Here is a 22,406-nt window from a genome sequence, read left to right on the forward strand (position 1 = left end):
GCGGGACCATCGTCGCTAGGTCAATTGCGCCACACCGCGCCGGAATAATGCGGCGCGAAGCGAAAAAGTTTCATGAAAACCAGTGTCTTGGCTGCTTGTTGCCACAATTGTGAGGGGCCGCGGAAGCAGACCCCGCCAAACGCCGGATTACAGGGCGCCGCGCAAATGCGGGTTATCGGCGCCCGTCACCCAATCCGCTGACAGGAGCGGCGCGCCCGATGTCGCGCAATCGCTGCGCCTCACTTCTGCATGGGCGAACAATTCCGTCAGTTTTGCATCGTTTCCGGCCGTCAGCAGAATCAACCGGTTCAGCACGCAGCCGATCGCGGTGCGGCGGGCCGGCAAATCCTCGCCCAGGCATGACCAGCCGGAGAGACGGAATTTCGGCTCATCGACATGCCTATAAAACCGGAGGCAGGCGCGGGCGGCCTCGGTGCCGCCGACCCGGCGAAACAGAGTGACGGGGCCGAACTTGCTGTCGACGATTCCGGCCGCCTCCAACTCGCGCGTACCCGCCGGGTCCATCCTTGCGGCAAGGTAGCCGGCCGCCGAGCCGACCTGATCGATTTCTTCACCCGGACGATAGATTTCGAGCTCGGCGACCGGCGTGCCGCCGATGCCGCTCCAGCGGAACACGTCCTTGCGACCACCCTCGGGATGCCGAAAAACTTCGTAAGTCTCTGTCTTGCCTGGAAAAATGAGCTGGCTTACCGCGAACGCAGGCGCTGTGCGTCCGGCCTGGCTCCAGGTTTTCGGCGACGTCTCAATCGCCGTCACATCGGGCAAATGGTGCCATAGCGCGGTACCGCAAATGGCCATCAGCGCCAGCGTCATCAGATAGGCGCAGAGCCGTGCCAGCGTGCCGCAGACCTCGTCAACGAAGCTTGCCAGCGCCGGGTGAATTCTCGTCGTATAAGGGGAATTGGCCGAACCGGCCGGAAACGAATGCATCAAACGCCCAAACACAGCCGTCAAACGTTGTCATATCGGTGTTTCTCGCATAGAAGCGCTGCCTTCTCCCTTTCCGCTTGACGCGGCGGGGCGGCATTTTTCCTCGGAGAGTGAACGATGGGTTACAAAGTCGCTGTCGTCGGTGCGACCGGCAATGTCGGGCGCGAAATGCTCAATATTCTCGACGAGCGCAAATTCCCCGCCGACGAGGTCGTGGTGCTGGCCTCGCGCCGCAGCGTCGGCGTCGAAGTGTCCTATGGTGACCGCACCCTGAAGGTCAAAGCGCTCGAGCACTATGACTTCTCCGATGTCGATATCTGCCTGATGTCGGCCGGCGGTTCGGTGTCGAAGGAATGGTCGCCGAAGATCGGCGCTGCCGGTGCGGTGGTGATCGACAACTCATCCGCCTTTCGGATGGATCCGGACGTGCCGCTGATCGTTCCGGAAGTGAACGCGGATGCGACCGCGGGCTTTGCCAAGAAGAACATCATCGCCAACCCGAACTGCTCGACCGCGCAGCTCGTGGTCGCGCTGAAGCCGCTGCACGACAAGGCCACCATCAAGCGCGTCGTGGTTTCGACCTATCAATCGGTCTCGGGCGCCGGCAAGGACGCGATGGACGAGCTGTTTTCGCAGACCAAGGCCGTCTACACCAACAGCGAACTCATCAACAAGAAGTTCCCCAAGCGCATCGCCTTCAACGTCATCCCGCACATCGACGTCTTCATGGAGGACGGCTACACCAAGGAAGAGTGGAAGATGATGATGGAGACCAAGAAGATTCTTGATCCCAAAATCAGGCTGACCGCCACCTGCGTGCGCGTGCCGGTGTTTGTCGGCCATTCCGAGGCCGTCAACATCGAGTTCGAGAATCCGATCACGGCTGATGAGGCGCGCAACATCCTGCGCAATGCGCCGGGTTGCCTGGTGATCGACAAGCAGGAGCCCGGCGGTTACGTCACGCCCTACGAGGCGGCCGGCGAAGACGCGACCTATATCAGCCGCATCCGCGAGGACGCCACGGTGGAAAACGGCCTGGTGCTGTGGTGCGTCTCCGACAATCTGCGCAAGGGCGCGGCGCTGAACGCCGTGCAGATCGCCGAATGCCTGATCAACCGCAAGCTGATCACCGCGAAGAAGAAGGCGGCGTGAGTTAAGCGCGTCGAGGAGCCGGGATTGTCATGACGAAAGAGCCGGCTCCCTATCGCCACAATCCGCAGCTCAAGCGCGCCGAGCGCGGCTTCGAGAGCCTGCTCTTCAACAGCCGCTGGTTGATGGCGCCGTTCTATTTCGGCCTCGTCGTCAGCCTTGCGGTGCTGTTGTTCAAATTCTGCGCGGTGCTGTGGGAGTTCATCGTCCACGCGCCGGGCTCCAAGGAATCCGATATCATCCTCGGCGCGCTGGCGCTGATCGATCTCTCGCTAACGGGCAATCTGATCCTGATCGTGGTGTTCTCGGGCTACGAGAATTTCGTCTCCAAGATCGATCCGGGCAGCCATCCGGACTGGCCGGAATGGATGACCAAGGTCAGTTTCGGCGGGCTCAAGCAAAAGCTGATGGCCTCGATCGTCGCGATCTCGGCGATCCAGGTGCTGAAGGCCTTCATGAACATCGACGCCGCCTTCGATCCGACAAAGCTCGCCTGGCTGGTCGGCGTCCATCTGGCGTTCGTGGTTTCGGCCTTCATGCTGGCGATATCCGACCGATGGGGCGGCGGCGACCACGGCGGAGAGTAGGATTGGCGAATGGTGAGTAGCGAATGTCGAATTGGATTGTTCCATTCGCTACTCGCCATTCGCTATTCGCGCACAAGCTCCGTCACGCTGCGGAATTCCTTCGCTTCCGGGTCGAGCACGAACAGCGAGCCTTCGGCGACGCCGAAATAGGCGCCGTGCAATTCCATCTCGCCGCGCTCGACGCGGCTGCGCACGAACGGAAACGTCATCAGGTTTTCGAGTGAGCGGAACACCGCGGCCTTCTCGATCCGCGTGGTGAAATCCTGCCTTGTCTCGTGCTCGCGCTGGCCGACCTTTTCGCCCGGCTTGATGAACATCGCCATCCAGCGGCCGATGAAATCGCCCGGCGACAGCGGGTCGATATCGTCGATGAAGGCGCGGATGCCGCCGCACTGCGCATGGCCGAGCACCACGATGTGCTTGATGTGCAGCACCTGTACCGCGTATTCCAGCGCCGCCGACACGCCGTGGGCGCCGCCGTCCGGCTGGAAGACCGGTACCAGATTGGCGACGTTGCGTACCACGAAGAGTTCACCGGGGCCGGCGTCGAAAATCACTTCCGGCGAGACGCGCGAATCGCAGCAGCCGATCACCATCACGGCGGGCGACTGGCCGCGCTCGGAAAGTTCCCGGTAGCGCGTCTGTTCGGTCGGCAGCCGCTGCGAGGTAAAGGCCCGGTAGCCGTCGAGCAGGTGTTGCGGGAATGGAGCCATGGTGTCCTGTCTGTACCCGCGCATGGCTAACCATAAGCCGATGACGGGAACAAGGCTTTCGGACCCCGGTTTGAAATGTTAGGGCGTGGGGCTCGAAGCCTCCAGAGGAACCAGCCCATGATCCGTCCGCGCCGCAGCCTGCTGTTCATGCCGGGGTCGAACGCGCGGGCGCTGGAAAAGGCGCGCAGCCTGCTGGCCGACGGCATCATTCTCGACCTCGAGGATTCGGTGGCGCCGGACGCCAAGGCGATGGCCCGCGACCAGATCGCAAAAGCCATTGCGGCCGGCGGGTTCGGCAAGCGCGAGGTGCTGATCCGCGTCAACAGCCTCGATACGTCGTGGTGGGTCGACGACGTCACCATGGCCGGCAAGGCCCGGCCCGACGGTATCCTGGTTCCCAAGGTTTCCACCGTGGCCGATCTCAACGCCATCGCCAACCGCCTGAGCGACATCAATGCCGATATGTCCATTCGGGTCTGGGCCATGCTCGAAACCGCGCGCGGGGTGCTGGACGCCGACAAGCTCGCGGCGGCATCGAAGGATTCCGAGACCCGGCTTGCGGGCTTCGTGTTCGGGCCCAATGATATCTCGCGGGAGACGCGGATCCGCATGCAGCCCGGCCGCGCGGCGATGATCCCGATGATTACGCACTGCATCCTGGCGACGCGCGCGCACGGGCTCGAAATTCTCGACGGGCCCTACAGCGACATCAGCAATATTGATGGCTTTGCGACCGAATGCGCGCAGGGCCGCGATCTCGGCTTCGACGGCAAGACGCTGATCCATCCGAGCCATATCGAGGCGTGCAACGCCATTTTCACGCCGCCGGCCGAGGAGGTCGAGCAGGCGCGCAAGATCATCGCGGCATTCGAGAAGCCGGAAAACGCCTCACGGGGCGCCATCCAACTCGACGGGCGGATGGTGGAGCGGCTGCATGCCGACATGGCGAAGCGGACGATCGCGATTGCGGACGCCATCGCGGCGATGGGGCATTGAAATCTTTGCTCGACGGCGTTTCTTCCTTCTCCCCTTGTGGGAGAAGGGAAGACAGCACGCTGCGGCTACGAGCCGAATCTCTCTGCCGCCCAGGCATAAAGGCTGCCGGGCATCGGCTTTTCGCCGCCGCGGCCTTTCGGCGAGATGTGCAGGCCGACGATCTCGGGATCGGCGAGCAGGCCTGAAAAATCCGCCGGCTCGAAGAACAGTTTCGGCTCGGCATGCACAGCGTAGAAGGATTGCTTCGGCAGCGCGTGCTGCAATTCACCCGAGCGGCGCGCGAGCGCAGTCAGCGCCGCCGGGCCGTAGATCGCGACGCGGATGTCGGAGAGGCGGCTCGACCGGTGTCGCAACTGGCGCAGCATGAAGGTGAGGCGATGACGCAGCGCCAGCCAGTCCGGCGTCAGATCCTCCTGCTCCATCAGCTCCTCAAACGCCAGCACGATTGGATCATTCGCAGGCAGGTACAAAACCGAGTTGCCGAGCTGGCGCCGGCGCTCCCACGCGAAGTAAGGCTTCGCCGGATCGATCTCGACCGGCTTCAGCAACAGCACATCGGCGTCGAGCCAGAGGCCGGCCTTTTCGGCCATCAGCCGCATCCGGAAAAAGTCGCTGAACTGCAAAATGGTCCAGTCGCGCCAGCTTCCGTCCGGCTCGGGCGGGCGCAGCCGTTCGGAAAACGAATGCGGCAGGATCGCGTCCGCCTCGGCATTGCCGACGCCGTCGGGCAGGCCCGGCAATGGATCGAAACTGTAGACGGTGACCTTGTGGCCGGCGGCAACCTGCGACCGCAGGCAGGTCAGCCGCAGCCCGTCGAGCGGGCCATGCCAGAAAGTGACGACGTCAGGCCGCATCCGCGTCGCCTCCGCTTAAACGAAAGAGCCCCGATGTGATCGGGGCTCTCGTAACACGATCAGCTAACAAGATCAGGCCCAGGCGCGCTCTTTCTTCAGCTTCGCCTCGTAATCGTCGATCGACGACTTCTTTTCCATGGTCAGGCCGATGTCATCGAGGCCGTTCATCAGGCAGTGCTTGCGGAACGGATCGATCTCGAACTTCACCTTGCCGCCGTCGGGGCCGCGGATTTCCTGGTTGGCGAGGTCGATGGTCAGCGTCGCGTTGGCGCCGCGCTCGGCGTCGTCGAACAGCTTGTCGAGGTTTTCCTGGGTGACGCGGATCGGCAGAATGCCGTTCTTGAAGCAGTTGTTGTAGAAGATGTCGCCGAACGAGGTCGAGATCACGCAACGGATGCCGAAATCGAGCAGCGCCCACGGCGCGTGCTCGCGGCTGGAACCGCAGCCGAAATTGTCGCCGGCGACCAGCACCTTGGCGTTGCGATAGGCCGGCTGGTTGAGCACGAAGTCCGGGTTCTCGCTGCCGTCATCCTTGTAGCGCTGTTCGGAGAAGAGACCCTTGCCGAGGCCGGTGCGCTTGATGGTCTTCAAATACTGCTTCGGGATGATCATGTCGGTGTCGACATTGATGATCTTCAGCGGCGCTGCGACGCCTTCCAGTGTGGTGAACTTTTCCATCGATCGCACTTCCCGGTTGAAATGGGGGCAAGGCCGATAATTTATCGCGAATATGGCCCCTGCAAAAGGCCGATTTGCGCATAGGCCGCCTGTTCTGGCGCGATTGGGCGAACGGCCCCTGGTCGCCCGAAAACGCCTTAGCCCGCGGAGGCCTCGATCGCCTCCATATCGGCGTCCGACAGGCCGAAATGGTGCCCGATTTCGTGGATCAGGACGTGGCGGACGATATGGCCCAGCGTTTCCTCATGTTCGGCCCAGTAGTCGAGGATCGGCCGCCGGTAGAGCCAGACCATGTTGGGCAGGCGGGCGACGTCGTCGTTGCTCTGCTGCGGCAGGCCGATGCCCTGGAATAAGCCGAGCAGGTCGAATTCGCTCTGCGCCTGCATCTCGTCCAGGACCTCGTCGGTCGGAAAATCGTCGACGCGGATGATCACGCCCTGGCACAGGGTTCGAAACGTCTTTGGCAGGCGCTCGAACACCTCATGCGCCATGGCTTCCATCTCGGCGAGCGAGGGGGCTTTTGCTTCGGTCCACATCAGGACGTATTTAGCGTGTGTTATGCCCGTGCGCATCCTGGTTTTGCGGAGTTGACCTCGGCGCGCCAATCGGGGACCGTACGGGGGATATCAGGCGTGGGTGGACTGTAGATGAAGCGGATTGTGACGGTCGCAGCATGGGCTGCTTTTGCCGGGCTCCTGCTCCCCGGTACGATGGCGCAGGCGCAGACGGCATTGCCGGAGCTGCGGGTCGGGGTGGCGCTGAAGCCGGTCGTCACGGATGTGTCCGCGCAGCGCCGGCGGCCGCTGCGGCGGGTGCCGATCTATCGGCAGGAGGAATGGGCGCCCGACGTCTACCCGCGCTACAACCCCGGCCCCAACGCCGTGCGCTCTTGCACCGCGCATTACGTGCAGGAGTACCGGCCGAGCGGCACGGTGATCACCCCGCGCATGAACTGCTACTGGCGGCCGGGCTAGATTTTTTCTTCCATTTTTTTGACGCGCCCTGACGCGACGGGGGTTCGGCTTTTGCGCTGAAGTCGCGACGGCGTCCTGCGCCGGTTGGCGTGCGCAAGGGATTGCGGCGAGCCGCAGCCGTCATCCGTTCATCTTCGTGACGCATTCATTCAGAGCCCATTCAAGTCGCTCGCGTCAGATTGCGTACAGCGTTGCGGCGAGCGATTCGGCGCAGACGTGGACACCGACCCAAGGAGAGCATTCATGCAGTTCACGAAAGTTTTGGGGCTCGCCGCCGTTGGCGCGTTGCTCGCGCTCGCAGCTCCAGCCGAGCGCGCCAATGCGCTGTCGCTCAGCAATCCCGGCGCCGCCGCAGCGGTTCAGGAAGACGCCAGGCTGGCGACCACGGAAGTGCATTGGCGGCATCGTCACCATCATCGGTGGCACCGCTGGCACCATCACCACGGCCATCACCACCATCACCGCCACTGGCACCGCTGGTAAGTGCGACAGCTTGGCGCAGATATCGCACAGGCCCGCTTCATTGCGGGCCTGTTTTCGTTTTGGCTGGGCCTTGAAACTGGCGGGATTGCTGCGCGTATTTGATGGTCGTGATCAACGAGAGGAGTCCGTCATGAAGAGCTTGATCGGGGCAGCCTTTGTCGCAAGCGCGCTCGTGGTTGCCGGATCGGCCGCGATCGGTCCGGTCGTCGCGGCGCCGCAGACGAAGGCGCAGAGCGCCGGCACATCCGACGTCACTGATTTCAGCGCGCACCGCTATAACAGGCGCTACTATCGTCATTACGGCTACTATCGTCCGTACGACCGTCCCTATTACTACAATCGGCCGGTCTACTATCGGCCGTATCCCTATGACTCGCCGGCGCCGTTCACCTTCGGCATCGGGTTCGGGCCGTTCTGGTGGTGAGCGTGCACAACTTCGGTCAGCCGCAAAAAATCTCTTCAGCGCTCCTTCCTGCGCATTCATGGCGCGTTCACGTGCCTGTCTCTAATTTCACATTGGGAGCGATCGCAAAGGGATGCGACGGGGCCAACCGCAGTGCGGCGCAAGGCACCGTTGCCGGTTAGGGAGGATTCATCCATGTCGATATCGAATCCCGGACGCGGCCTGGTCCGCTGTCTGGGCGTTACTGCTGCGGCGGTATTCGCGCTCGCAGCGACATCACAACAGCGCGCCGAGGCGCTCTCGCTTGCAAGTCCCGGCGCGGCGCCTTCAGTAAAATACGCAACCGACGGACTGACGACCCAGGTTCAACACCGCGGTGGGATGGGCGGCGGCGGCTTTCGCGGCGGTGGCGGCGGCGGCTTCCGTGGCGGCGGTGGCGGCGGCTTTCATGGCGGTGGCTTCCGCGGCGGCGGAGCGGCATTTCATGGCGGCGGTTTCCGCGGTGGCGGCGCGGCCATTCACGGCGACGGATTCAGAGGTGGTGGGATGGCGATCCACCGTGGCGGTTTTCGTGCGGCGCCGGTCTTCCATGGCGGCGGCCACCGCTTCGCACATCGTCACGCGTTCCTCCGGCCTCACGTCTTCCATCGGCCGCACTTCCACCACCGGCGCCACTTCCACAGCCGCTTCTACTTCGCGCCGGCCTACTACACGTACCCGGCTTACTATTATCCGCGCCGCTGCCGCGTGATCTTGACCTATTATGGGCCGCGCAAGATCTGCCGTCCGTGGTGGCGCCACCGCTATTACGCATACCGGTATTGGTAAGATCAGGCTGAAACGAAACAGGCGCCCCGTTCGGCGCCTGTTTTTTTGAGCTGCAAACGCTCAGTTCAATCCCAATCCTTGCCTTCCCAAGGCTTGATCTTCCAAGGGGTCAGCTTCGCCAGCCGCCACTGTGCCCAATGTTCCGGCGGCCAGTGACTGAGGCGCGAGGTTTCCTTGGCGACGGGCTGCAGGTCGACGATGCGCGGCGCCATGCGCCGCCGCACCTGCCGCGTCGCCTCGCTGATCATATCGACAAATTCAGGCTTGTCCGTCACGGCCAGGTCCCTCGCGAACGCGCTTCGCAAGGGACCACTCTGCGCTCTGCCTGTTAACGTGGCGTTGCCAGAACGTCTCGCTATCTAGGCAAAGGGAGGATTAACGCCACTCCCTGATGTCGACGAAGTGCCCGGCGATCGCCGCCGCTGCTGCCATGGCCGGCGACACCAGATGGGTGCGGCCCTTAAAGCCCTGACGGCCCTCGAAATTGCGGTTCGAGGTCGAGGCGCAGCGCTCTTCCGGGGACAGCTTGTCGGGGTTCATCGCCAGACACATCGAGCAACCCGGCTCGCGCCATTCGAAGCCGGCCTTGATGAAGATCTTGTCGAGGCCCTCGGCTTCGGCCTGTTCCTTCACGATGCCCGAGCCCGGCACGATCATCGCGTTGACGTGGGCGTTGACCGTCTTGCCCTCGGCGACCTTTGCGGCGGCGCGCAGATCCTCGATGCGGCCGTTGGTGCAGGAGCCGATGAAGACGCGGTCGAGCTTGATGTCGGTGATCTTCGTCCCCGCCGCCAGGCCCATATATTTCAGGGCGCGGTGCTTCGACAGCCGCTTGGCCTCGTCCGCGATCTTGTCGGGATCCGGCACGAAGCCTGTGATCGACACCACGTCCTCGGGCGAGGTGCCCCAGGTCACGATCGGCGGCAGCTTTGCCGCGTCCAGCCGGATCTCGTGGTCGAAATGCGCGCCGTCGTCGGAGCGCAGCTTTTCCCAATAGCGCATCGCGGCGTCCCAGTCGGCGCCCTTCGGCGACTTCGGGCGGCCTTTCAGGAACTCGAACGCCTTTTCGTCCGGCGCGATCAGGCCGGCGCGGGCGCCGCCCTCGATCGACATGTTGCAGACCGTCATGCGGCCTTCCATCGAGAGCGCACGGATGGCGTCGCCGGCATATTCCAGCACATAGCCGGTGCCGCCGGCGGTGCCGATCTCGCCGATGATCGCCAGGATGATGTCCTTGCCGGTGACGCCGTCGGGCAATTTGCCGTCGACCACCGCGCGCATGTTTTTTGCTTTTTTCTGGATCAGCGTTTGCGTCGCCAGCACGTGTTCGACTTCCGACGTGCCGATGCCGTGCGCCAGCGCGCCGAACGCGCCATGGGTTGAGGTGTGGCTGTCACCGCAGACGATGGTGGTGCCGGGCAGCGTGAAGCCCTGCTCGGGGCCGATCACGTGGACGATGCCCTGGCGCTTGTCGAATTCGTTGAAATATTCGACGCCGAACTCCTTGGCGTTGTCCGCCAGCGCCCGGATCTGCTCGATGCTTTCAGGGTCGGGATTGGGTTTGCTGCGGTCGGTGGTCGGGACGTTGTGATCCACGACGGCCAGCGTCTTTTCCGGCGCGCGAACCTTGCGCCCCGTCGCGCGCAGGCCTTCGAACGCCTGCGGCGAGGTCACTTCGTGCACCAGATGGCGATCGATATAGAGCAGGCATGTGCCGTCATCGGCTTCGTGCACCAGATGGTCGTTCCAGATCTTGTCGTACAGTGTGGTCGGCTTGGACATGAGCGTAAGCTCCAAAATGAAATTCTGTGTGAGCGGTCAAGCGCGGATACGCGCAAGCAACGGACGTCGGCGCAGCATCAAGCTGCGCGCGTAAGCTCGGATGTCGCCGACGTCGCGAATCGTCCGAAGAACCGGCCGGGCAGCCGCGAGCGATCGTCGATGACGATGGGTGCGACGCGCGAGCCCGCAGAATTCGTCCGATCTAGAACCATTCCAGCCTCATAGCACATGAGGTATCTAAGGGCGATATGCGTTTGTGACCACCCGTCATTGCGAGCGCAGCCAAGCAATCCACCTTCCCGCCCGGGGATAGATGGATTGCTTCGCTGCGCTCGCAATGACGGGGAGGCGCAACAAAAAAGCGCGGGGCAAAACCCCGCGCTTTTCGTCACATCTCCTGGGAGACGAATTACTCGCCGACGGCGGTCGCGCGATCCTGCTTCTCGACGATGCGGGCCGACTTGCCGCGCAGTTGGCGCAGGTAATACAGCTTGGCGCGACGCACCTTGCCGCGGCGCACCACCTTGATCGAGTCGATCATCGGCGACATCACCGGGAACACGCGCTCCACGCCTTCGCCGTAGGAAATCTTGCGGACGGTGAAGCTCTCGTTGAGCCCGCCGCCGGAACGGCCGATGCAGACGCCTTCATAGGCCTGCACGCGGGTGCGCTCGCCTTCGACCACCTTGACGTTGACGATCACGGTGTCGCCGGGGCCGAATTCCGGAATCGACTTGGTCGCCGACAGCTTTTCGAATTGCTCTTTTTCGAGCTGTTGAATGAGGTTCATTGAAATCTCCATCGGCGGCGCGCCCAGCCAGTCCAGCGCGGGCTGCGCGAACGTCCTAGTATCCTGCCATTGCGCGGATTTGGCGCCCGTATAAGGCATAGGCGGGCGCTTGTCACCCGTCTGTCGTTCTTTTTGTGCCTTTTTGGCCGGGCCTCGCGGCCCATAAATCCGGCCGGCGCGTCCGGGTCAGGGCCTCGGCTTCGGCCCGGCGCCAGGCCGCCACCTTGGCATGGTCGCCTGAGATCAGGATTTCCGGGATGCCAAGGCCCTCGAACTCCTGCGGGCGGGTGAATTGGGGGTACTCCAGTAGTCCTTCGGAAAAGCTTTCGTCCTCACCCGAGGCCTGCTTGCCCATCACACCCGGCAAAAGCCGCACGCAGGCGTCGATCAGGGTCATCGCGGCGATCTCGCCACCGGACAACACATAGTCTCCGATCGAGACCTCCTCGAGGTGCCGGGCTTCGATGACCCGCTGATCGACCCCCTCGAACCTCCCGCAGACGACCAGCGGCCCGGGGCCAGCGGCGAGTTCCGCCACAAGCGACTGGGTCAATGGCCGACCCCGCGGGCTCATCAGGAGGCGCGGACGGCTTTGGTCGATATCCGCAGCATCGATCGCCGCCGCCAGCACGTCGGCGCGCAACACCATCCCCGGGCCGCCGCCGGCCGGGGTGTCATCGACGCTGCGGTGGCGGTCGGTGGCGGAGTCCCTGATGTCGCGCGCCTCCAGCTCCCACAGGCCTGAAGTCAGCGCCTTGCCCGCCAGGCTGACGCCGAGCGGCCCGGGAAACATCTCGGGGAACAGTGTGAGGACGGTAGCGCGCCAGGTCATGGTCGTATGATCGCCATTGGATTTAGACCGTCATACTCGGGCTTGACCCGCGTATCCACGGCATTAGGTAGCGAACTCGCCTTGTCGCTATCGGTCGATGCTGCCGTTGGAGGCCAGCGGTGTCCGGTTTGTTCTTGACCATCAAGGCGGGGCATCGTGGATAACCCTTGCCAAACCTTAAGGTCCGGCGCTGTAGACGTGATTCGTGAGGGCTGATAGATTTAAAGAAATTACCGCGCCGGAGTGATCCGACGCGGTAAATCGAGCCAAGGTCGCGTTGGCGAGGGCTTAGCCCTTCCGATTATCTTCTGACGGCTTGCCACATGGGTTTCTCTGGGTCCGGCGCGGCCGGGGTTTGAGTGGCCTTGCGAAGGGAAGTGTTCCGCAAAAAACTGTCTTCCCTCTGCGGTGATACGAACGGCGACGGCCTCATTGGGCGTCGCCGTTTTGTTTAGCTGCGTCTTCTTTGATTATCGGAAAACAGAAATCGAGAACTGCGCTGAACGTTGTCACGAACTTTGCGCGGTCATCGGCCGTCCAACCCTCGCCGGCTGCTGGCAGGCTAGCCAGTAGACCCGCCAGCGCAGGCGGCAAGCCACTATGCGCGGTGCTAGCAGTAGGCCTGGCAACGGCTTTCAGAAAGCTGCTGCGCTTGGCCGCCGCCGGGGCCGTTGGTTTCGGAAGAATGCGCAGGACCGATCGATTCTGCTGTGCCTTTGGCTTTTCCGGCGCAAGTCCGGCGGCGGCACACAATCCCTGAAAGAGCGTGATCATTCGATCTCGCTGGCCAGCTGGCTGGTAGCTTCGAAAGGCGTCGCGAATGGCGACATCGTCATCCTGGGAAGGATCAGCGAACGCAAACACGTCGGCGTATGCGCCCTTGAGCCAGTCCTCAAGGCGCTTCTTATATTCAGCCTCCGGAGCCAGACGGATACCTTCGAAGGTGGGCGTTGGCCTGCCCGCCTCGTCAATCAAATCGAGCGCCTGCAGCGCGTACAGGGTCCGAGGGATCAAGCTCTCCGAAATGCTCGCGCGGGCGAGAACCTCTGCATTGATAGGCGGCGGCAAGCCACGATTGCGGTGACGATCAACCAGATCAAGGATTGCGCTTGCCGGCGCATAGGGACAGGGCTTATCTGCTGTAACGGCCACGTCGGCCTCCGTTTCAGTCGCTTGTACCATAAAACACATCGTACAGATAAAGTAAATAGCGTCCTGTTATCTGTACTGCAGGTACTGTACTATATAACTATTTGAATTTGCTAATAAAAATAATTTAGATACGCGTGTGTACTAAAACATGGTGTAGAAAAATGAACTTATCGGTGGAAACGCGAGTGAAATCCGCCCCGATCTGATTCGCCGAACGCGCGGCGGATGGCTAGCAGCTGCGCCTAGCGGGGCTTTTCTGTCTTGGGAGTGACAGCGCTTACGGAAGAGCTGGCGCGGCAAAATTCTGTTCTGTGTTCAAACGGTGGGTAGAGATACTCGAAAGCGAGCCAAAATAGGCTTGGTGAGTTTGCTACCTAATGCTGCGTATCCATCTTATTTGAAAAGGATGGATCGTCTTCTTTGAAAAGGATGGATCGTCGGGGCGCAGACAAGTTTACGTAGCCTTGCGCAAGGCAGACCACTTGGCCCGGCGACGACAAGTCAGGGCTGGGCGTCGTCGCCTTCGATTTCGATTTCCTGCGGCAGTTCGATCACCACGCGGCCGCCCGCGAGGTCGACCGTCGGCACCACCGCATTGGTGAACGGCAGCAGCATGGTCGGCCCCTGCGGCGGCGCGATCTCGATGATGTCGCCGGCGCCGAAATTATGGATCGCAGTGACGCGGCCGAGCGGCTCATCCGCGGCATTGACCGCCGCAAGCCCGATCAGGTCGGCGTGATAATATTCGTCCTCATCGGTCTCAGGCAGTTTTTCGCGCGCGACATAGAGCTCGATGCCGTTGAGCCGTTCGGCGTCCTCGCGGGTGGCGATGCCCTTCAGCGTCGCCACCAGATGGTCCCTGGCCTCGCGGACATGCGTCACCTCGAACTGGCGCGCGCCGTCTTTCGTCATCAGCGGGCCGTAATGTTTTACGGCCAGCGGATCTTCGGTGAACGTCCACAGTTTCACCGCGCCGCGCACGCCGTGCGCAGCGCCGATACGGGCGACGCAAATCGGTGCTGCCACCGTCGTGCGCCGCTACGCTTTACGCCTTTGCGGCGGCTTCGGCGCGCGCCTTGCGCTCCTTGCGCGGCACGGCCTTTTCCGGGTTGCTGCGGGCGGGGCGCTTGACGATGCCGGCGGCATCCAGGAAGCGGGTCACGCGATCCGACGGCTGCGCGCCCTTGGCGAGCCAGGACTTCACCTTGTCCATGTCGAGCTTCAGCCGCGACTCATTATCTTTCGGCAGCAACGGGTTGAAATGACCGAGCCGCTCGATGAAGCGGCCGTCACGGGGAAAGCGCGAGTCGGCGACGACGACGTGATAGACCGGGCGCTTCTTGGTGCCTGCGCGAGCGAGGCGGATAACGACTGACATTTGGTTCTCCTGAGTGTGGGTTAATTGAAAGTCTGTTTGGTCGAATTCGTCATTGCGAGGAGCGAAGCGACGAAGCAATCCAGCTTGGTTCTTGGCGAAGGGTGGATTGCTTCGCTGCGCTCGCAATGACGGAAGAGGTCATTTCTTCTTCCCGGGAAAGCCGCCGAGGCCCGGCAAGGTCGGCTTGCCGCTGAGGCCTGTAAGGCCCGGCACATTCGGCAGTCCCTGACGCAGGCCGACCGGAAGATCCTTCGGCAAATTCGGCAGGCCGCCTCCGGCGCCGCCCTGCATCTTGTCGGCCAGCGCCTTCATCTCTTCCGGCGAGGGCGGCTTCATGCCGCCGCCAAAGCCCATCGCCTGCGCGATGCCGGCCATCGGGCCGCGCTTGCCCGAACCCATGGCCTTCATCATGTCGGCCATGTTCCGGTGCATCTTCAGGAGCTTGTTGACCTGCTCGACATTCTGGCCGGCGCCGGCGGCAATGCGCTTCTTGCGGCTGGCTTTCAGGATGTCGGGGTTCTTGCGTTCGGCCCGCGTCATCGAATCGATGATCGCGACCTGGCGCTTCAAAATCTTGTCGTCGATCCCGGCGGCGGCGATCTGGTTCTTCATCTTGGCAACGCCGGGCATCATGCCCATCAACCCGCTGATGCCGCCCATGTTCGCCATCTGCAGCAACTGCTCGCGCATATCGGTCAGGTCGAACTGGCCCTTGCGCATCCGCTCGGCGGTGCGCGCGGCCTTTTCGGCGTCGATATTCGCCGCCGCGCGTTCGACCAGCGACACCACGTCGCCCATGCCGAGGATGCGGCCGGCGATGCGGCTCGGATGAAAATCTTCCAGCGCGTCGGTTTTTTCGCCGGTGCCGATCAGTTTGATCGGCTTGCCGGTGACCGCGCGCATCGACAGCGCGGCGCCGCCGCGGCCATCGCCGTCGACGCGCGTCAGTACGATGCCGGTGAGGCCGACGCGCTGATCGAAGGCGCGCGCGAGATTGACCGCGTCCTGGCCGGTCAGGGAATCCGCGACCAGCAGCACTTCATGCGGATTGGCCGTGGTTTTGATCTCGGCCGCTTCGCTCATCATCTCTTCGTCGAGCGTGGTGCGGCCGGCGGTGTCGAGCAGCACCACGTCATAGCCGCCGAGCTTGCCGGCTTCGAGGGCGCGTTTGGCGATCTGCGCCGGCTTCTGGCCGGCCACGATCGGCAGCGTCGGAATATCGAGGTCGCGGCCGAGCACGGCCAATTGCTCCATCGCCGCCGGGCGGTAGATGTCGAGCGAGGCCATCAGCACCTTGCGCTTGTCGCGCTGGGTCATGCGGCGGGCGAGTTTTGCGGTGGTGGTGGTTTTGCCGGAGCCTTGCAGACCGACCATCATGATGGCGACCGGCGGCACCGCATTGAGGTCGATGGTCTGGCCGTCGGAACCAAGCGTGGCGATCAGTTCGTCATGGACAATCTTGACCACCATCTGGCCGGGCGTCACCGACTTGACGACGGTGGCGCCGACCGCCTGCTCGCGGACGCGGTCGGTGAAGCCTCTGACCACGTCGAGCGAGACGTCGGCTTCCAGCAGCGCGCGGCGCACCTCGCGCATCGCGGCGTCGACATCGGCCTCCGACAGCGAACCGCGGCCCGTCAGCCGATCGAGTATCCCACCAAGCTTTTCCGACAGATTGTCGAACAATGCCGTTGTCCTTTGTCCTGCTGTTCGCAGGCGCTATATCGATTCATCCACCACTGTCATCGCCCGCCTTGTACGCAATTGCGCACAAGGCGGGGTATGACGACCTACATATGTCTCGGCGGAACACGCCGAAACGATCGTCCAAACACTTTCGCGCCCGAGGGCGCATCGCGCTGTCGGGCGTTGGCCTCCGGTCTCATGGGCCGGGCGGCGGGTCGAAAAGAACGTCTTTCCGAGAAAGTGCGCGGGTTAAACGCCGGGAAGGGGCGGAAGTCAAGGAGAAACTGGGGTATAATGCCCCGCGAGCTTAGTTCTAAGACTCTGAAGCATCGACGCTTTTAGCGTTTAGGACAAGTCGGAGCGCGCGTGCCCTTTTACCGCAGGTTCCAAGTTGAGCCATGACACGCCATATAAAGCACCATGTCATCCACTCTCTCCCGCCCTTCGCGATCTTCCGTGCCCATCACCCGCCGCCGTGTCTTTACAGTGCTTGCTGGCGCCGCCGCAGCCATCGGTGCGCCCTCGATCTGGATCAGCAATATGAAGACCTATGACGGCCCCGTTTCCGATCATTTCGACGGAACCCGCTTCTTCGATCCCGATGGCGCGCCGCCGAAATCATTGGCCGAGGTGCTGCGCTGGCAGTTCGGCACCGATCGCAAACGCGCGAGCTGGCCGGATTGGGTGCCGAATGCGCACAGCGATACGCCGCCGCCGCGCGTCGGCGGTGACAAGGTGCGGCTGTCCTATGTCGGCCACGTCACCTGGCTGATCCAGACCCGGGATCTGAACATCCTCATCGATCCCGTGTGGTCGATGCGGGCCTCGCCGGTTTCCTTTGCCGGGCCGCGGCGGCACAACGATCCCGGCATCGCCTTCGACGCGCTGCCCAAGATCGACGTCGTGCTGGTCTCGCACGGTCATTACGACCATCTCGACATCGCGACGCTGTCGAAGCTCGCAGAAAAGTTTTCGCCGCGCGTGATCACGCCGCTCGGCAACGACGTCACCATGCGTGATACGGACAGCGCGATCAAAGCCGAGGGATTCGACTGGCAGGATCGCGTCGAACTCGGCAACGGCATCGCGGTGACGCTGGTGCCGACGCGGCACTGGTCGGCGCGCGGATTGTTCGATCGCAACAAGGCGCTGTGGGCGAGTTTTGTGCTGGAGACGCCCGCGGGGAAACTCTACATCGTCTGCGACTCTGGTTACGGCGAGGGCAAGCATTTCCGCCGCGTCGCCGAGAAGCACGGGCCGCTGCGGCTGGCGATATTGCCGATCGGCGCCTATGAGCCGCGCTGGTTCATGAAGGACCAGCACATGAATCCGTCCGATGCGGTGAAGGCGCTCGCCGATTGCGGCGCGCAAGAAGCGCTGGCGCATCATCACGGCACGTTCCAGCTGACGGATGAAGCGATCGACGAGCCGGTCAATGCGCTGGCCGATGCGCTCAAGGAGGCGAAGATTCCGCCCGAGCGGTTCGCGGCGCTGAAGCCGGGGCAGGTGGTGGAGATTTAAAGCCGTGTTCAAGCGAAGTGGGTTCGCGAAGAAAGCGCGTCAAACAAATTCCTAGTCCAGACCGGCCCGCCGAAGACCTTCCAGATAATGTTCGAGGTCGGCCGCGTGCTGGATCGGCACGTGATCCCTGACCCAGGCGAGCGAAACACTGGGCTGCGCGCGACGCAATTCCTGGAGCGCAGCAGTGGCGATCTCCGGAGACGCGGTCATGCCGGCGGCAGCGGTCAGCACACGGTGGGCGGCGGCGTAATCGCTGCGGAGGCGGACGGCGGTCCGCGCCATCTGCAACGCCTCGTCGTAATTGCGTCCGATATATTGGGCCATGCAGGCAGAGCCGTAGTAAAGCGCCAGGAACGGATCGCGCGGGCTGAGCCGGATCGCGCGGCGGGCCGCCTCGACGCCTTCTTGCCAGCGGCCGCAAAATCCCAATCCGGCGGCATAATAGTTTTGGACCTGCGAAAAATTCGGATTGAGGCGCAGCGCCAGTTCGAATTCGGCCAGCGAATCGTCGAAGCGTCGCGTGATCAGATAGACCGCGCCGAGCGCAAAATGCGCCCATGCGTCCTCGCTGTCGGCCCGGATCGCCGCCAGCGCCGTACTTTCGGCGATTGGCACGATGTCCTTTAACTCGACCCATCCCATGTGGGCGCCGAATGTATAACTGGCGCCGAGCACGCCGAGCGCCTGCCCGTTGTTGGGATCGATGCCAATCGCCTTCTGCAACAGATCTTGCGCGATGGCGTGATCCTGCTGCGTCACGCGCCAGTAATAAGAAAGCCCGCGCATCACCAGGTCCCAGGCGTCGAGGTTGCCAGGCGGCTTGCGCCGGGCACGAAAATTCTCGGCTGCGTAGAGCTGCGGCTCGATCGCAGCGACAATCGCCTCAGTGATCTCGTCCTGCACAGCGAATATATCGGCGACGTCGCGGTCGTAACGTTCCGCCCAAACGTGGCTTCCGTTGGCGACGTCGTTGAGCTGCGCGGTAATACGTACGCGCCCGCCGCTTTTGCGCACGCTGCCTTCGAGCACATAGCCGACGCCAAGATCCTTGCCCACTTGCTTCAAATGGACGGCCCTGCCCTTGTAGACGAACGAAGAGTTGCGCGCGATGACGAAGAACCAGCGCAGCTTCGATAGCGCGGCGATGATATCTTCACTGATGCCGTCGGAAAAATAATCCTGCTCCGGATCACCGCTCATGTTGCTGAAGGGCAGCACGGCGATGGCAGGACGATCAGGAAGCGGCGGAGCGGGTTGCGAGAGCTTGCCCGCTGCATCCGGAGGCGAATCGATTGCGTGGGGCGCCTGGTCTGCTTGTGTGCGTACCTCGCCAATGAAGCGGAGACCCTTGCGCGCGATGGTGCGGATCAGCTTCTGATCGCGGCCGTTGTCGCCGATTGCCCTTCGCGCCGCGTAGATGCGGCTTGTCAGCGTCGTGTCCGATGCGCTGCGTCCGCGCCAGACAGATGCGATGAGGTCATCCTTGGTGACGACGCGATCGCGATTCTGGATCAGGTAAATCAGCAGATCGAGCACTTGCGGTTCGACCTCAATCGATTCCGGTCCGCGGTGTAATTCGCGAAGATCAGTATCGAGGATGTGATCGACAAGAATGAATCGCACGTTGGTGACCCAGCCGGCGGTGGTCACCGGGTCGTGAACCATACCACAGTTGGGAAAACAATCAGAAAATCTGGACCACAATTCAAGGCCGCCTGAAGCGAAGCTTCAAGTCTGGCACGCGAGCTGCGGCTAGGCGTGACGCTGAGGGGCTTATCTCTTCGGAAGGAATTTTTTAGCATGGCTATCAAGGCGTCATTTTCTCCCAACGGCTTTCTCTCGGTCTTCGGCGACGTAGCCACCAACAGCGTTAAATTAAGTCGCGATGCGGCAGGTAACATTCTCGTCAACGGCGGTACTGTCCCGATCACGGGAGGTAAAGCAACCGTCGCCAACACCATCAAAATCCAGGTGTTCGGTCTCGACGGCAACGACACGCTCACGATCGACGAAGCCAACGGCGCAATGCCTGCTGCCGAGATGTTCGGTGGCGCTGGCAACGACACGCTCACCGGCGGCTCGGGCAACGACCAGCTGTTCGGCCAGAATGGCAACGACATCCTGCTCGGCAAGGGCGGCAGCGACCTGCTGTTCGGCGGCGCCGGCAACGATACGCTCACCGGCGGCGACGCGGACGACCAGATATTCGGCGGTGCCGGCGACGATCGCATGATCTGGAATCCGGGCGACGACAGCGACCTGCTCGAAGGCGGCGACGGCACCGATACTGCCGAGGTCAATGGCGGCAACGGCGCCGAAACGTTCACGATCACCGCCAACGGTACCCGCGTGCGCTTCGATCGCATCACCCCCGCGCCCTTCTTCCTCGATATCGGCACCACCGAGAACATCGTGGTCAACGCCAATGGCGGCGACGACGTCATCACGGCCGGCAACGGTCTCGCCGTCCACGTGAAGCTGACCCTGGACGGCGGCGCGGGCAACGACACCATCACCGGCAGCGACGGCGCGGATATGCTGATCGGCGGCGATGGCAATGACCTTATCATTGGCGGTCGGGGTAATGACACGGCCATGCTTGGTGCCGGCGACGACACGTTCGTCTGGAATCCCGGCGATGGCAACGACACCGTCGAGGGCCAGGACGGCACCGATACGCTGCAGTTCAACGGCGCCAACATCGCCGAGAATATCAACATCACGGCCAATGGCGCCCGCGGACGCTTCACCCGCGACGTCGCCAATATCACGATGGACACCAACGGCGTCGAGCGCGTCAACTTCGCGGCCCTCGGCGGCGCCGACAACATCACGGTCGGCGATCTGAGCAATACCGGCATCAAGCAGGTTGCGCTCGACCTGAGCGCGACGCTCGGCAGCGGCACCGGCGACGGTGCGGCCGATCAGGTGACGGTCACCGGCACCGGCTGCAACGACCAGATCCAGGTGGTGGCCGGTGCCGGCAGTTCCGTGACGGTCAGCGGATTGGCGGCGCAGGTTTCCATCACCGGCGTGGAAAGCGCCAACGACGTGCTGACGGTCAACGCCGGCGCCGGCAACGACGTCATCAATGCCCAGACCGCATCCATCAAGCTCGTCATCGACGGCGGTGCCGGCAACGACACCATCACCGGCGGCCGAGGCGCCGACACTTTTATCGGCGGCACCGGCAACGACACCGTTGTCTGGAATCCCGGCGAGGGCAGCGATGTCGTCGAAGGCGGAACGGGTACGGACACGCTGGTCTTCAACGGCTCCAACGCCGGCGAGCTGATGGACATCTCGGCCAATGGCGGCCGGACGCGGCTTATCCGCGACGTCGGCGGCATCGTCATGGATCTCAACGCCGTCGAGAAAATACAGCTCAACGCCCTGGGAAGCGCCGACACCATCACGGTCAACGATCTGGCCGGCACCGGCGTCACGCAGGTGGCGATCGACCTCGGCGCCACGCCCGGTGCCCCGGGTGGTGACAGCCAGCCGGACACCGTGATCGTCAACGGCACCGTCGGCAACAACGCCATCAGCGTCGTCAAGAGCGGCGGATCGCTGGTTGTGAATGGCCTGGCCGAGCAGGTAACGATCGCGAACGCCGAAGCCGGCGACGCGCTGGTGATCAACGGCGGCCAGGGCAACGACACCATCGATGCCTCCACGATCGCGGCCGGCGCGGTCAAGTTGACGCTCAACGGCGGCGTCGGCGACGATGTCATCAAGGGCAGCGCCGGCGATGACCTCGTCTTCGGCGGTAGCGGCAACGACACGGCGTTGCTGGGCGCCGGCAACGACACCTTCGTCTGGAATCCAGGCGACGGCAACGATACCGTCGAGGGTCAGGCCGGTATGGATACGCTCTTGTTCAACGGCGCAAACATCAGCGAGAACATTGATATCTCGGCCAATGGCAGCCGCGCGCGGCTGACACGTAACGTCGCCGGCATCGTCATGGACCTCAACGGTGTCGAGAACATCCAGCTCAATACGTTGGCTGGTGTCGACCTCATCACGGTCAACGATCTGACCGGAACCAACGTCACTCAGGTCAATCTCGACCTGGGCGGCAATGACGGGGCGGAGGACACGGTCGTCATCAACGCAACCAACAGCGACGATGTGATCACAGTCACCAACAATAATGGTGTCATCACGGTGTCAGGTCTCGCGGAGGACGTGACGATCAAGGGGTTCGAGGCCAATGATCGCATCGTGATCAATGGCCTCGGCGGCGACGATATCATTGAGGCGTCGGGAATGGGAACGGGCATCTTGCTCACCGCCAATGGTGGCGACGGCGATGACGTCCTGGTTGGCGGTCCCGGCAATGACATTCTGACAGGTGGCGCGGGCGACGATGTCCTGCTTGGCGGCGCCGGGCAGGACGTGCTCGACGGCGGGCCTGGCGACAACATCGTCATTCAGGATAGCGGCTTCAGCTTCCTGCCTCCGGCCGCTCCGGCGGAGAGCGCTTCGATGTCGGATGCCGCGAGTGCCGCTCTGCTCGGGCAGTTCATGGCATCGAGCTTCGTCACGGCGGGCGAGGGCCATGGTGAGATGCCGATTGCCGATCCGCAAGCCGGTCAGCAGCCGGCGTTGGCAATGCCGCAGCACGCGTAAGCACGACGCTGCCC

23 protein-coding genes are annotated in these 22,406 nt (G+C 62.9%); 8 read left to right on the top strand and 15 right to left on the bottom strand.

Going from position 1 to position 22,406, the window contains the following annotated elements; genetic code table 11:
* Positions 1 to 147: 147 nt before the first annotated feature.
* The gene (locus tag V1286_RS35405; RefSeq protein ID WP_334488026.1) at positions 148 to 951 is read right to left on the bottom strand and encodes a hypothetical protein; all 804 of its coding nucleotides are present in this window, start codon (positions 949 to 951) and stop codon (positions 148 to 150) included.
* A gap of 117 nt (positions 952 to 1,068) precedes the next feature.
* Here V1286_RS35405 and V1286_RS35410 point away from each other — a divergent pair, with 117 nt between their 5' ends.
* Positions 1,069 to 2,103, top strand: coding sequence for an aspartate-semialdehyde dehydrogenase (locus V1286_RS35410; RefSeq protein WP_108520717.1), 1,035 nt, complete (start codon positions 1,069 to 1,071; stop codon positions 2,101 to 2,103).
* 29 nt (positions 2,104 to 2,132) lie between these two features.
* On the top strand, positions 2,133 to 2,687 hold the full coding sequence (locus V1286_RS35415; protein WP_334488031.1) for a TIGR00645 family protein: 555 nt from the start codon (positions 2,133 to 2,135) through the stop codon (positions 2,685 to 2,687).
* A gap of 62 nt (positions 2,688 to 2,749) precedes the next feature.
* Here the strand turns inward: V1286_RS35415 and V1286_RS35420 are convergent, their stop codons facing one another.
* A complete protein-coding gene (locus V1286_RS35420) occupies positions 2,750 to 3,400 on the bottom strand; it encodes a carbonic anhydrase (protein ID WP_334488034.1) in 651 nt (216 codons plus the stop codon).
* A gap of 117 nt (positions 3,401 to 3,517) precedes the next feature.
* On the opposite strand from V1286_RS35420, the gene V1286_RS35425 reads away from it, so the two are divergent.
* Entirely contained in the window at positions 3,518 to 4,396 is an 879-nt protein-coding gene (locus V1286_RS35425; protein WP_334488036.1) for an HpcH/HpaI aldolase/citrate lyase family protein, read from the top strand.
* A gap of 65 nt (positions 4,397 to 4,461) precedes the next feature.
* Here the strand turns inward: V1286_RS35425 and V1286_RS35430 are convergent, their stop codons facing one another.
* The 3 genes from V1286_RS35430 to V1286_RS35440 all read right to left on the bottom strand — a co-directional run bounded on the left by V1286_RS35430 (position 4,462) and on the right by V1286_RS35440 (position 6,464).
* On the bottom strand, positions 4,462 to 5,250 hold the full coding sequence (locus V1286_RS35430) for a glycosyltransferase family 32 protein (RefSeq protein WP_334488039.1): 789 nt from the start codon (positions 5,248 to 5,250) through the stop codon (positions 4,462 to 4,464).
* A 72-nt stretch (positions 5,251 to 5,322) separates the two neighbouring features.
* On the bottom strand, positions 5,323 to 5,928 hold the full coding sequence (gene leuD, locus V1286_RS35435; RefSeq protein WP_334488040.1) for a 3-isopropylmalate dehydratase small subunit: 606 nt from the start codon (positions 5,926 to 5,928) through the stop codon (positions 5,323 to 5,325).
* A 137-nt stretch (positions 5,929 to 6,065) separates the two neighbouring features.
* The gene (locus tag V1286_RS35440) at positions 6,066 to 6,464 is read right to left on the bottom strand and encodes a metallopeptidase family protein (protein ID WP_334490131.1); all 399 of its coding nucleotides are present in this window, start codon (positions 6,462 to 6,464) and stop codon (positions 6,066 to 6,068) included.
* A 111-nt stretch (positions 6,465 to 6,575) separates the two neighbouring features.
* Between V1286_RS35440 and V1286_RS35445 the strand changes: the two genes are divergently transcribed.
* The 3 genes from V1286_RS35445 (at position 6,576) to V1286_RS35455 (ending at position 7,809) form a co-directional block, all read left to right on the top strand.
* Positions 6,576 to 6,902, top strand: coding sequence for a hypothetical protein (locus V1286_RS35445; RefSeq protein ID WP_334488043.1), 327 nt, complete (start codon positions 6,576 to 6,578; stop codon positions 6,900 to 6,902).
* Positions 6,903 to 7,145: 243 nt separating this feature from the next.
* Positions 7,146 to 7,385 carry a hypothetical protein gene (locus V1286_RS35450; RefSeq protein ID WP_334488045.1) on the top strand — a complete coding sequence of 80 codons (240 nt, stop codon included), beginning with the start codon at positions 7,146 to 7,148 and terminating at the stop codon, positions 7,383 to 7,385.
* A gap of 130 nt (positions 7,386 to 7,515) precedes the next feature.
* Positions 7,516 to 7,809, top strand: a complete 294-nt coding sequence (locus V1286_RS35455) for a hypothetical protein (RefSeq protein ID WP_334488048.1) — start codon at positions 7,516 to 7,518, stop codon at positions 7,807 to 7,809.
* Between the two features lie 306 nt (positions 7,810 to 8,115).
* Here V1286_RS35455 and V1286_RS35460 read toward each other — a convergent pair whose 3' ends face one another.
* The 9 genes from V1286_RS35460 to ffh form a co-directional block, all read right to left on the bottom strand.
* The gene (locus V1286_RS35460) at positions 8,116 to 8,469 is read right to left on the bottom strand and encodes a hypothetical protein (protein ID WP_334488050.1); all 354 of its coding nucleotides are present in this window, start codon (positions 8,467 to 8,469) and stop codon (positions 8,116 to 8,118) included.
* A gap of 212 nt (positions 8,470 to 8,681) precedes the next feature.
* Positions 8,682 to 8,891, bottom strand: coding sequence for a hypothetical protein (locus tag V1286_RS35465; RefSeq protein ID WP_334488052.1), 210 nt, complete (start codon positions 8,889 to 8,891; stop codon positions 8,682 to 8,684).
* A 100-nt stretch (positions 8,892 to 8,991) separates the two neighbouring features.
* Positions 8,992 to 10,398, bottom strand: coding sequence for a 3-isopropylmalate dehydratase large subunit (leuC, locus tag V1286_RS35470; RefSeq protein WP_334488055.1), 1,407 nt, complete (start codon positions 10,396 to 10,398; stop codon positions 8,992 to 8,994).
* A 409-nt stretch (positions 10,399 to 10,807) separates the two neighbouring features.
* Positions 10,808 to 11,188 (bottom strand): 50S ribosomal protein L19, encoded by a 381-nt coding sequence (gene rplS, locus V1286_RS35475; RefSeq protein WP_057852665.1) that lies wholly within the window; start codon positions 11,186 to 11,188, stop codon positions 10,808 to 10,810.
* Positions 11,189 to 11,300: 112 nt separating this feature from the next.
* The gene (gene trmD, locus V1286_RS35480) at positions 11,301 to 12,020 is read right to left on the bottom strand and encodes a tRNA (guanosine(37)-N1)-methyltransferase TrmD (RefSeq protein WP_334488057.1); all 720 of its coding nucleotides are present in this window, start codon (positions 12,018 to 12,020) and stop codon (positions 11,301 to 11,303) included.
* 429 nt (positions 12,021 to 12,449) lie between these two features.
* Complete coding sequence (locus tag V1286_RS35485) at positions 12,450 to 13,172, bottom strand: DUF5343 domain-containing protein (RefSeq protein ID WP_334488059.1); 723 nt, start codon at positions 13,170 to 13,172, stop codon at positions 12,450 to 12,452.
* 501 nt (positions 13,173 to 13,673) lie between these two features.
* A complete protein-coding gene (gene rimM, locus V1286_RS35490) occupies positions 13,674 to 14,198 on the bottom strand; it encodes a ribosome maturation factor RimM (RefSeq protein WP_334488061.1) in 525 nt (174 codons plus the stop codon).
* A gap of 19 nt (positions 14,199 to 14,217) precedes the next feature.
* Positions 14,218 to 14,550 carry a 30S ribosomal protein S16 gene (gene rpsP / locus V1286_RS35495; RefSeq protein ID WP_108520681.1) on the bottom strand — a complete coding sequence of 111 codons (333 nt, stop codon included), beginning with the start codon at positions 14,548 to 14,550 and terminating at the stop codon, positions 14,218 to 14,220.
* Positions 14,551 to 14,688: 138 nt separating this feature from the next.
* Entirely contained in the window at positions 14,689 to 16,236 is a 1,548-nt protein-coding gene (gene ffh, locus V1286_RS35500) for a signal recognition particle protein (RefSeq protein ID WP_334488063.1), read from the bottom strand.
* 456 nt (positions 16,237 to 16,692) lie between these two features.
* On the opposite strand from ffh, the gene V1286_RS35505 reads away from it, so the two are divergent.
* On the top strand, positions 16,693 to 17,757 hold the full coding sequence (locus V1286_RS35505; RefSeq protein WP_334488065.1) for an MBL fold metallo-hydrolase: 1,065 nt from the start codon (positions 16,693 to 16,695) through the stop codon (positions 17,755 to 17,757).
* 51 nt (positions 17,758 to 17,808) lie between these two features.
* Here the strand turns inward: V1286_RS35505 and V1286_RS35510 are convergent, their stop codons facing one another.
* Positions 17,809 to 19,380 carry a winged helix-turn-helix domain-containing tetratricopeptide repeat protein gene (locus V1286_RS35510; RefSeq protein WP_334490135.1) on the bottom strand — a complete coding sequence of 524 codons (1,572 nt, stop codon included), beginning with the start codon at positions 19,378 to 19,380 and terminating at the stop codon, positions 17,809 to 17,811.
* Between the two features lie 177 nt (positions 19,381 to 19,557).
* Here V1286_RS35510 and V1286_RS35515 point away from each other — a divergent pair, with 177 nt between their 5' ends.
* Entirely contained in the window at positions 19,558 to 22,392 is a 2,835-nt protein-coding gene (locus tag V1286_RS35515; protein WP_334488067.1) for a beta strand repeat-containing protein, read from the top strand.
* The last annotated feature ends 14 nt before the right edge of the window (positions 22,393 to 22,406 follow it).

The organism is Bradyrhizobium algeriense (assembly GCF_036924595.1).
Lineage (GTDB): Bacteria > Pseudomonadota > Alphaproteobacteria > Rhizobiales > Xanthobacteraceae > Bradyrhizobium > Bradyrhizobium algeriense.

What these genes read in the sequence shown, in the direction of transcription:
- V1286_RS35405 (WP_334488026.1), bottom strand. Translation starts at nt 951, where the DNA reads ATGCATTCGTTTCCGGCCGGTTCGGCCAATTCCCCTTATACGACGAGA.
- V1286_RS35410 (WP_108520717.1), top strand. Translation starts at nt 1,069, where the DNA reads ATGGGTTACAAAGTCGCTGTCGTCGGTGCGACCGGCAATGTCGGGCGC.
- V1286_RS35415 (WP_334488031.1), top strand. Translation starts at nt 2,133, where the DNA reads ATGACGAAAGAGCCGGCTCCCTATCGCCACAATCCGCAGCTCAAGCGC.
- V1286_RS35420 (WP_334488034.1), bottom strand. Translation starts at nt 3,400, where the DNA reads ATGGCTCCATTCCCGCAACACCTGCTCGACGGCTACCGGGCCTTTACC.
- V1286_RS35425 (WP_334488036.1), top strand. Translation starts at nt 3,518, where the DNA reads ATGATCCGTCCGCGCCGCAGCCTGCTGTTCATGCCGGGGTCGAACGCG.
- V1286_RS35430 (WP_334488039.1), bottom strand. Translation starts at nt 5,250, where the DNA reads ATGCGGCCTGACGTCGTCACTTTCTGGCATGGCCCGCTCGACGGGCTG.
- leuD (WP_334488040.1), bottom strand. Translation starts at nt 5,928, where the DNA reads ATGGAAAAGTTCACCACACTGGAAGGCGTCGCAGCGCCGCTGAAGATC.
- V1286_RS35440 (WP_334490131.1), bottom strand. Translation starts at nt 6,464, where the DNA reads ATGTGGACCGAAGCAAAAGCCCCCTCGCTCGCCGAGATGGAAGCCATG.
- V1286_RS35445 (WP_334488043.1), top strand. Translation starts at nt 6,576, where the DNA reads ATGAAGCGGATTGTGACGGTCGCAGCATGGGCTGCTTTTGCCGGGCTC.
- V1286_RS35450 (WP_334488045.1), top strand. Translation starts at nt 7,146, where the DNA reads ATGCAGTTCACGAAAGTTTTGGGGCTCGCCGCCGTTGGCGCGTTGCTC.
- V1286_RS35455 (WP_334488048.1), top strand. Translation starts at nt 7,516, where the DNA reads ATGAAGAGCTTGATCGGGGCAGCCTTTGTCGCAAGCGCGCTCGTGGTT.
- leuC (WP_334488055.1), bottom strand. Translation starts at nt 10,398, where the DNA reads ATGTCCAAGCCGACCACACTGTACGACAAGATCTGGAACGACCATCTG.
- rplS (WP_057852665.1), bottom strand. Translation starts at nt 11,188, where the DNA reads ATGAACCTCATTCAACAGCTCGAAAAAGAGCAATTCGAAAAGCTGTCG.
- trmD (WP_334488057.1), bottom strand. Translation starts at nt 12,020, where the DNA reads ATGACCTGGCGCGCTACCGTCCTCACACTGTTCCCCGAGATGTTTCCC.
- rpsP (WP_108520681.1), bottom strand. Translation starts at nt 14,550, where the DNA reads ATGTCAGTCGTTATCCGCCTCGCTCGCGCAGGCACCAAGAAGCGCCCG.
- V1286_RS35515 (WP_334488067.1), top strand. Translation starts at nt 19,558, where the DNA reads ATGGCTATCAAGGCGTCATTTTCTCCCAACGGCTTTCTCTCGGTCTTC.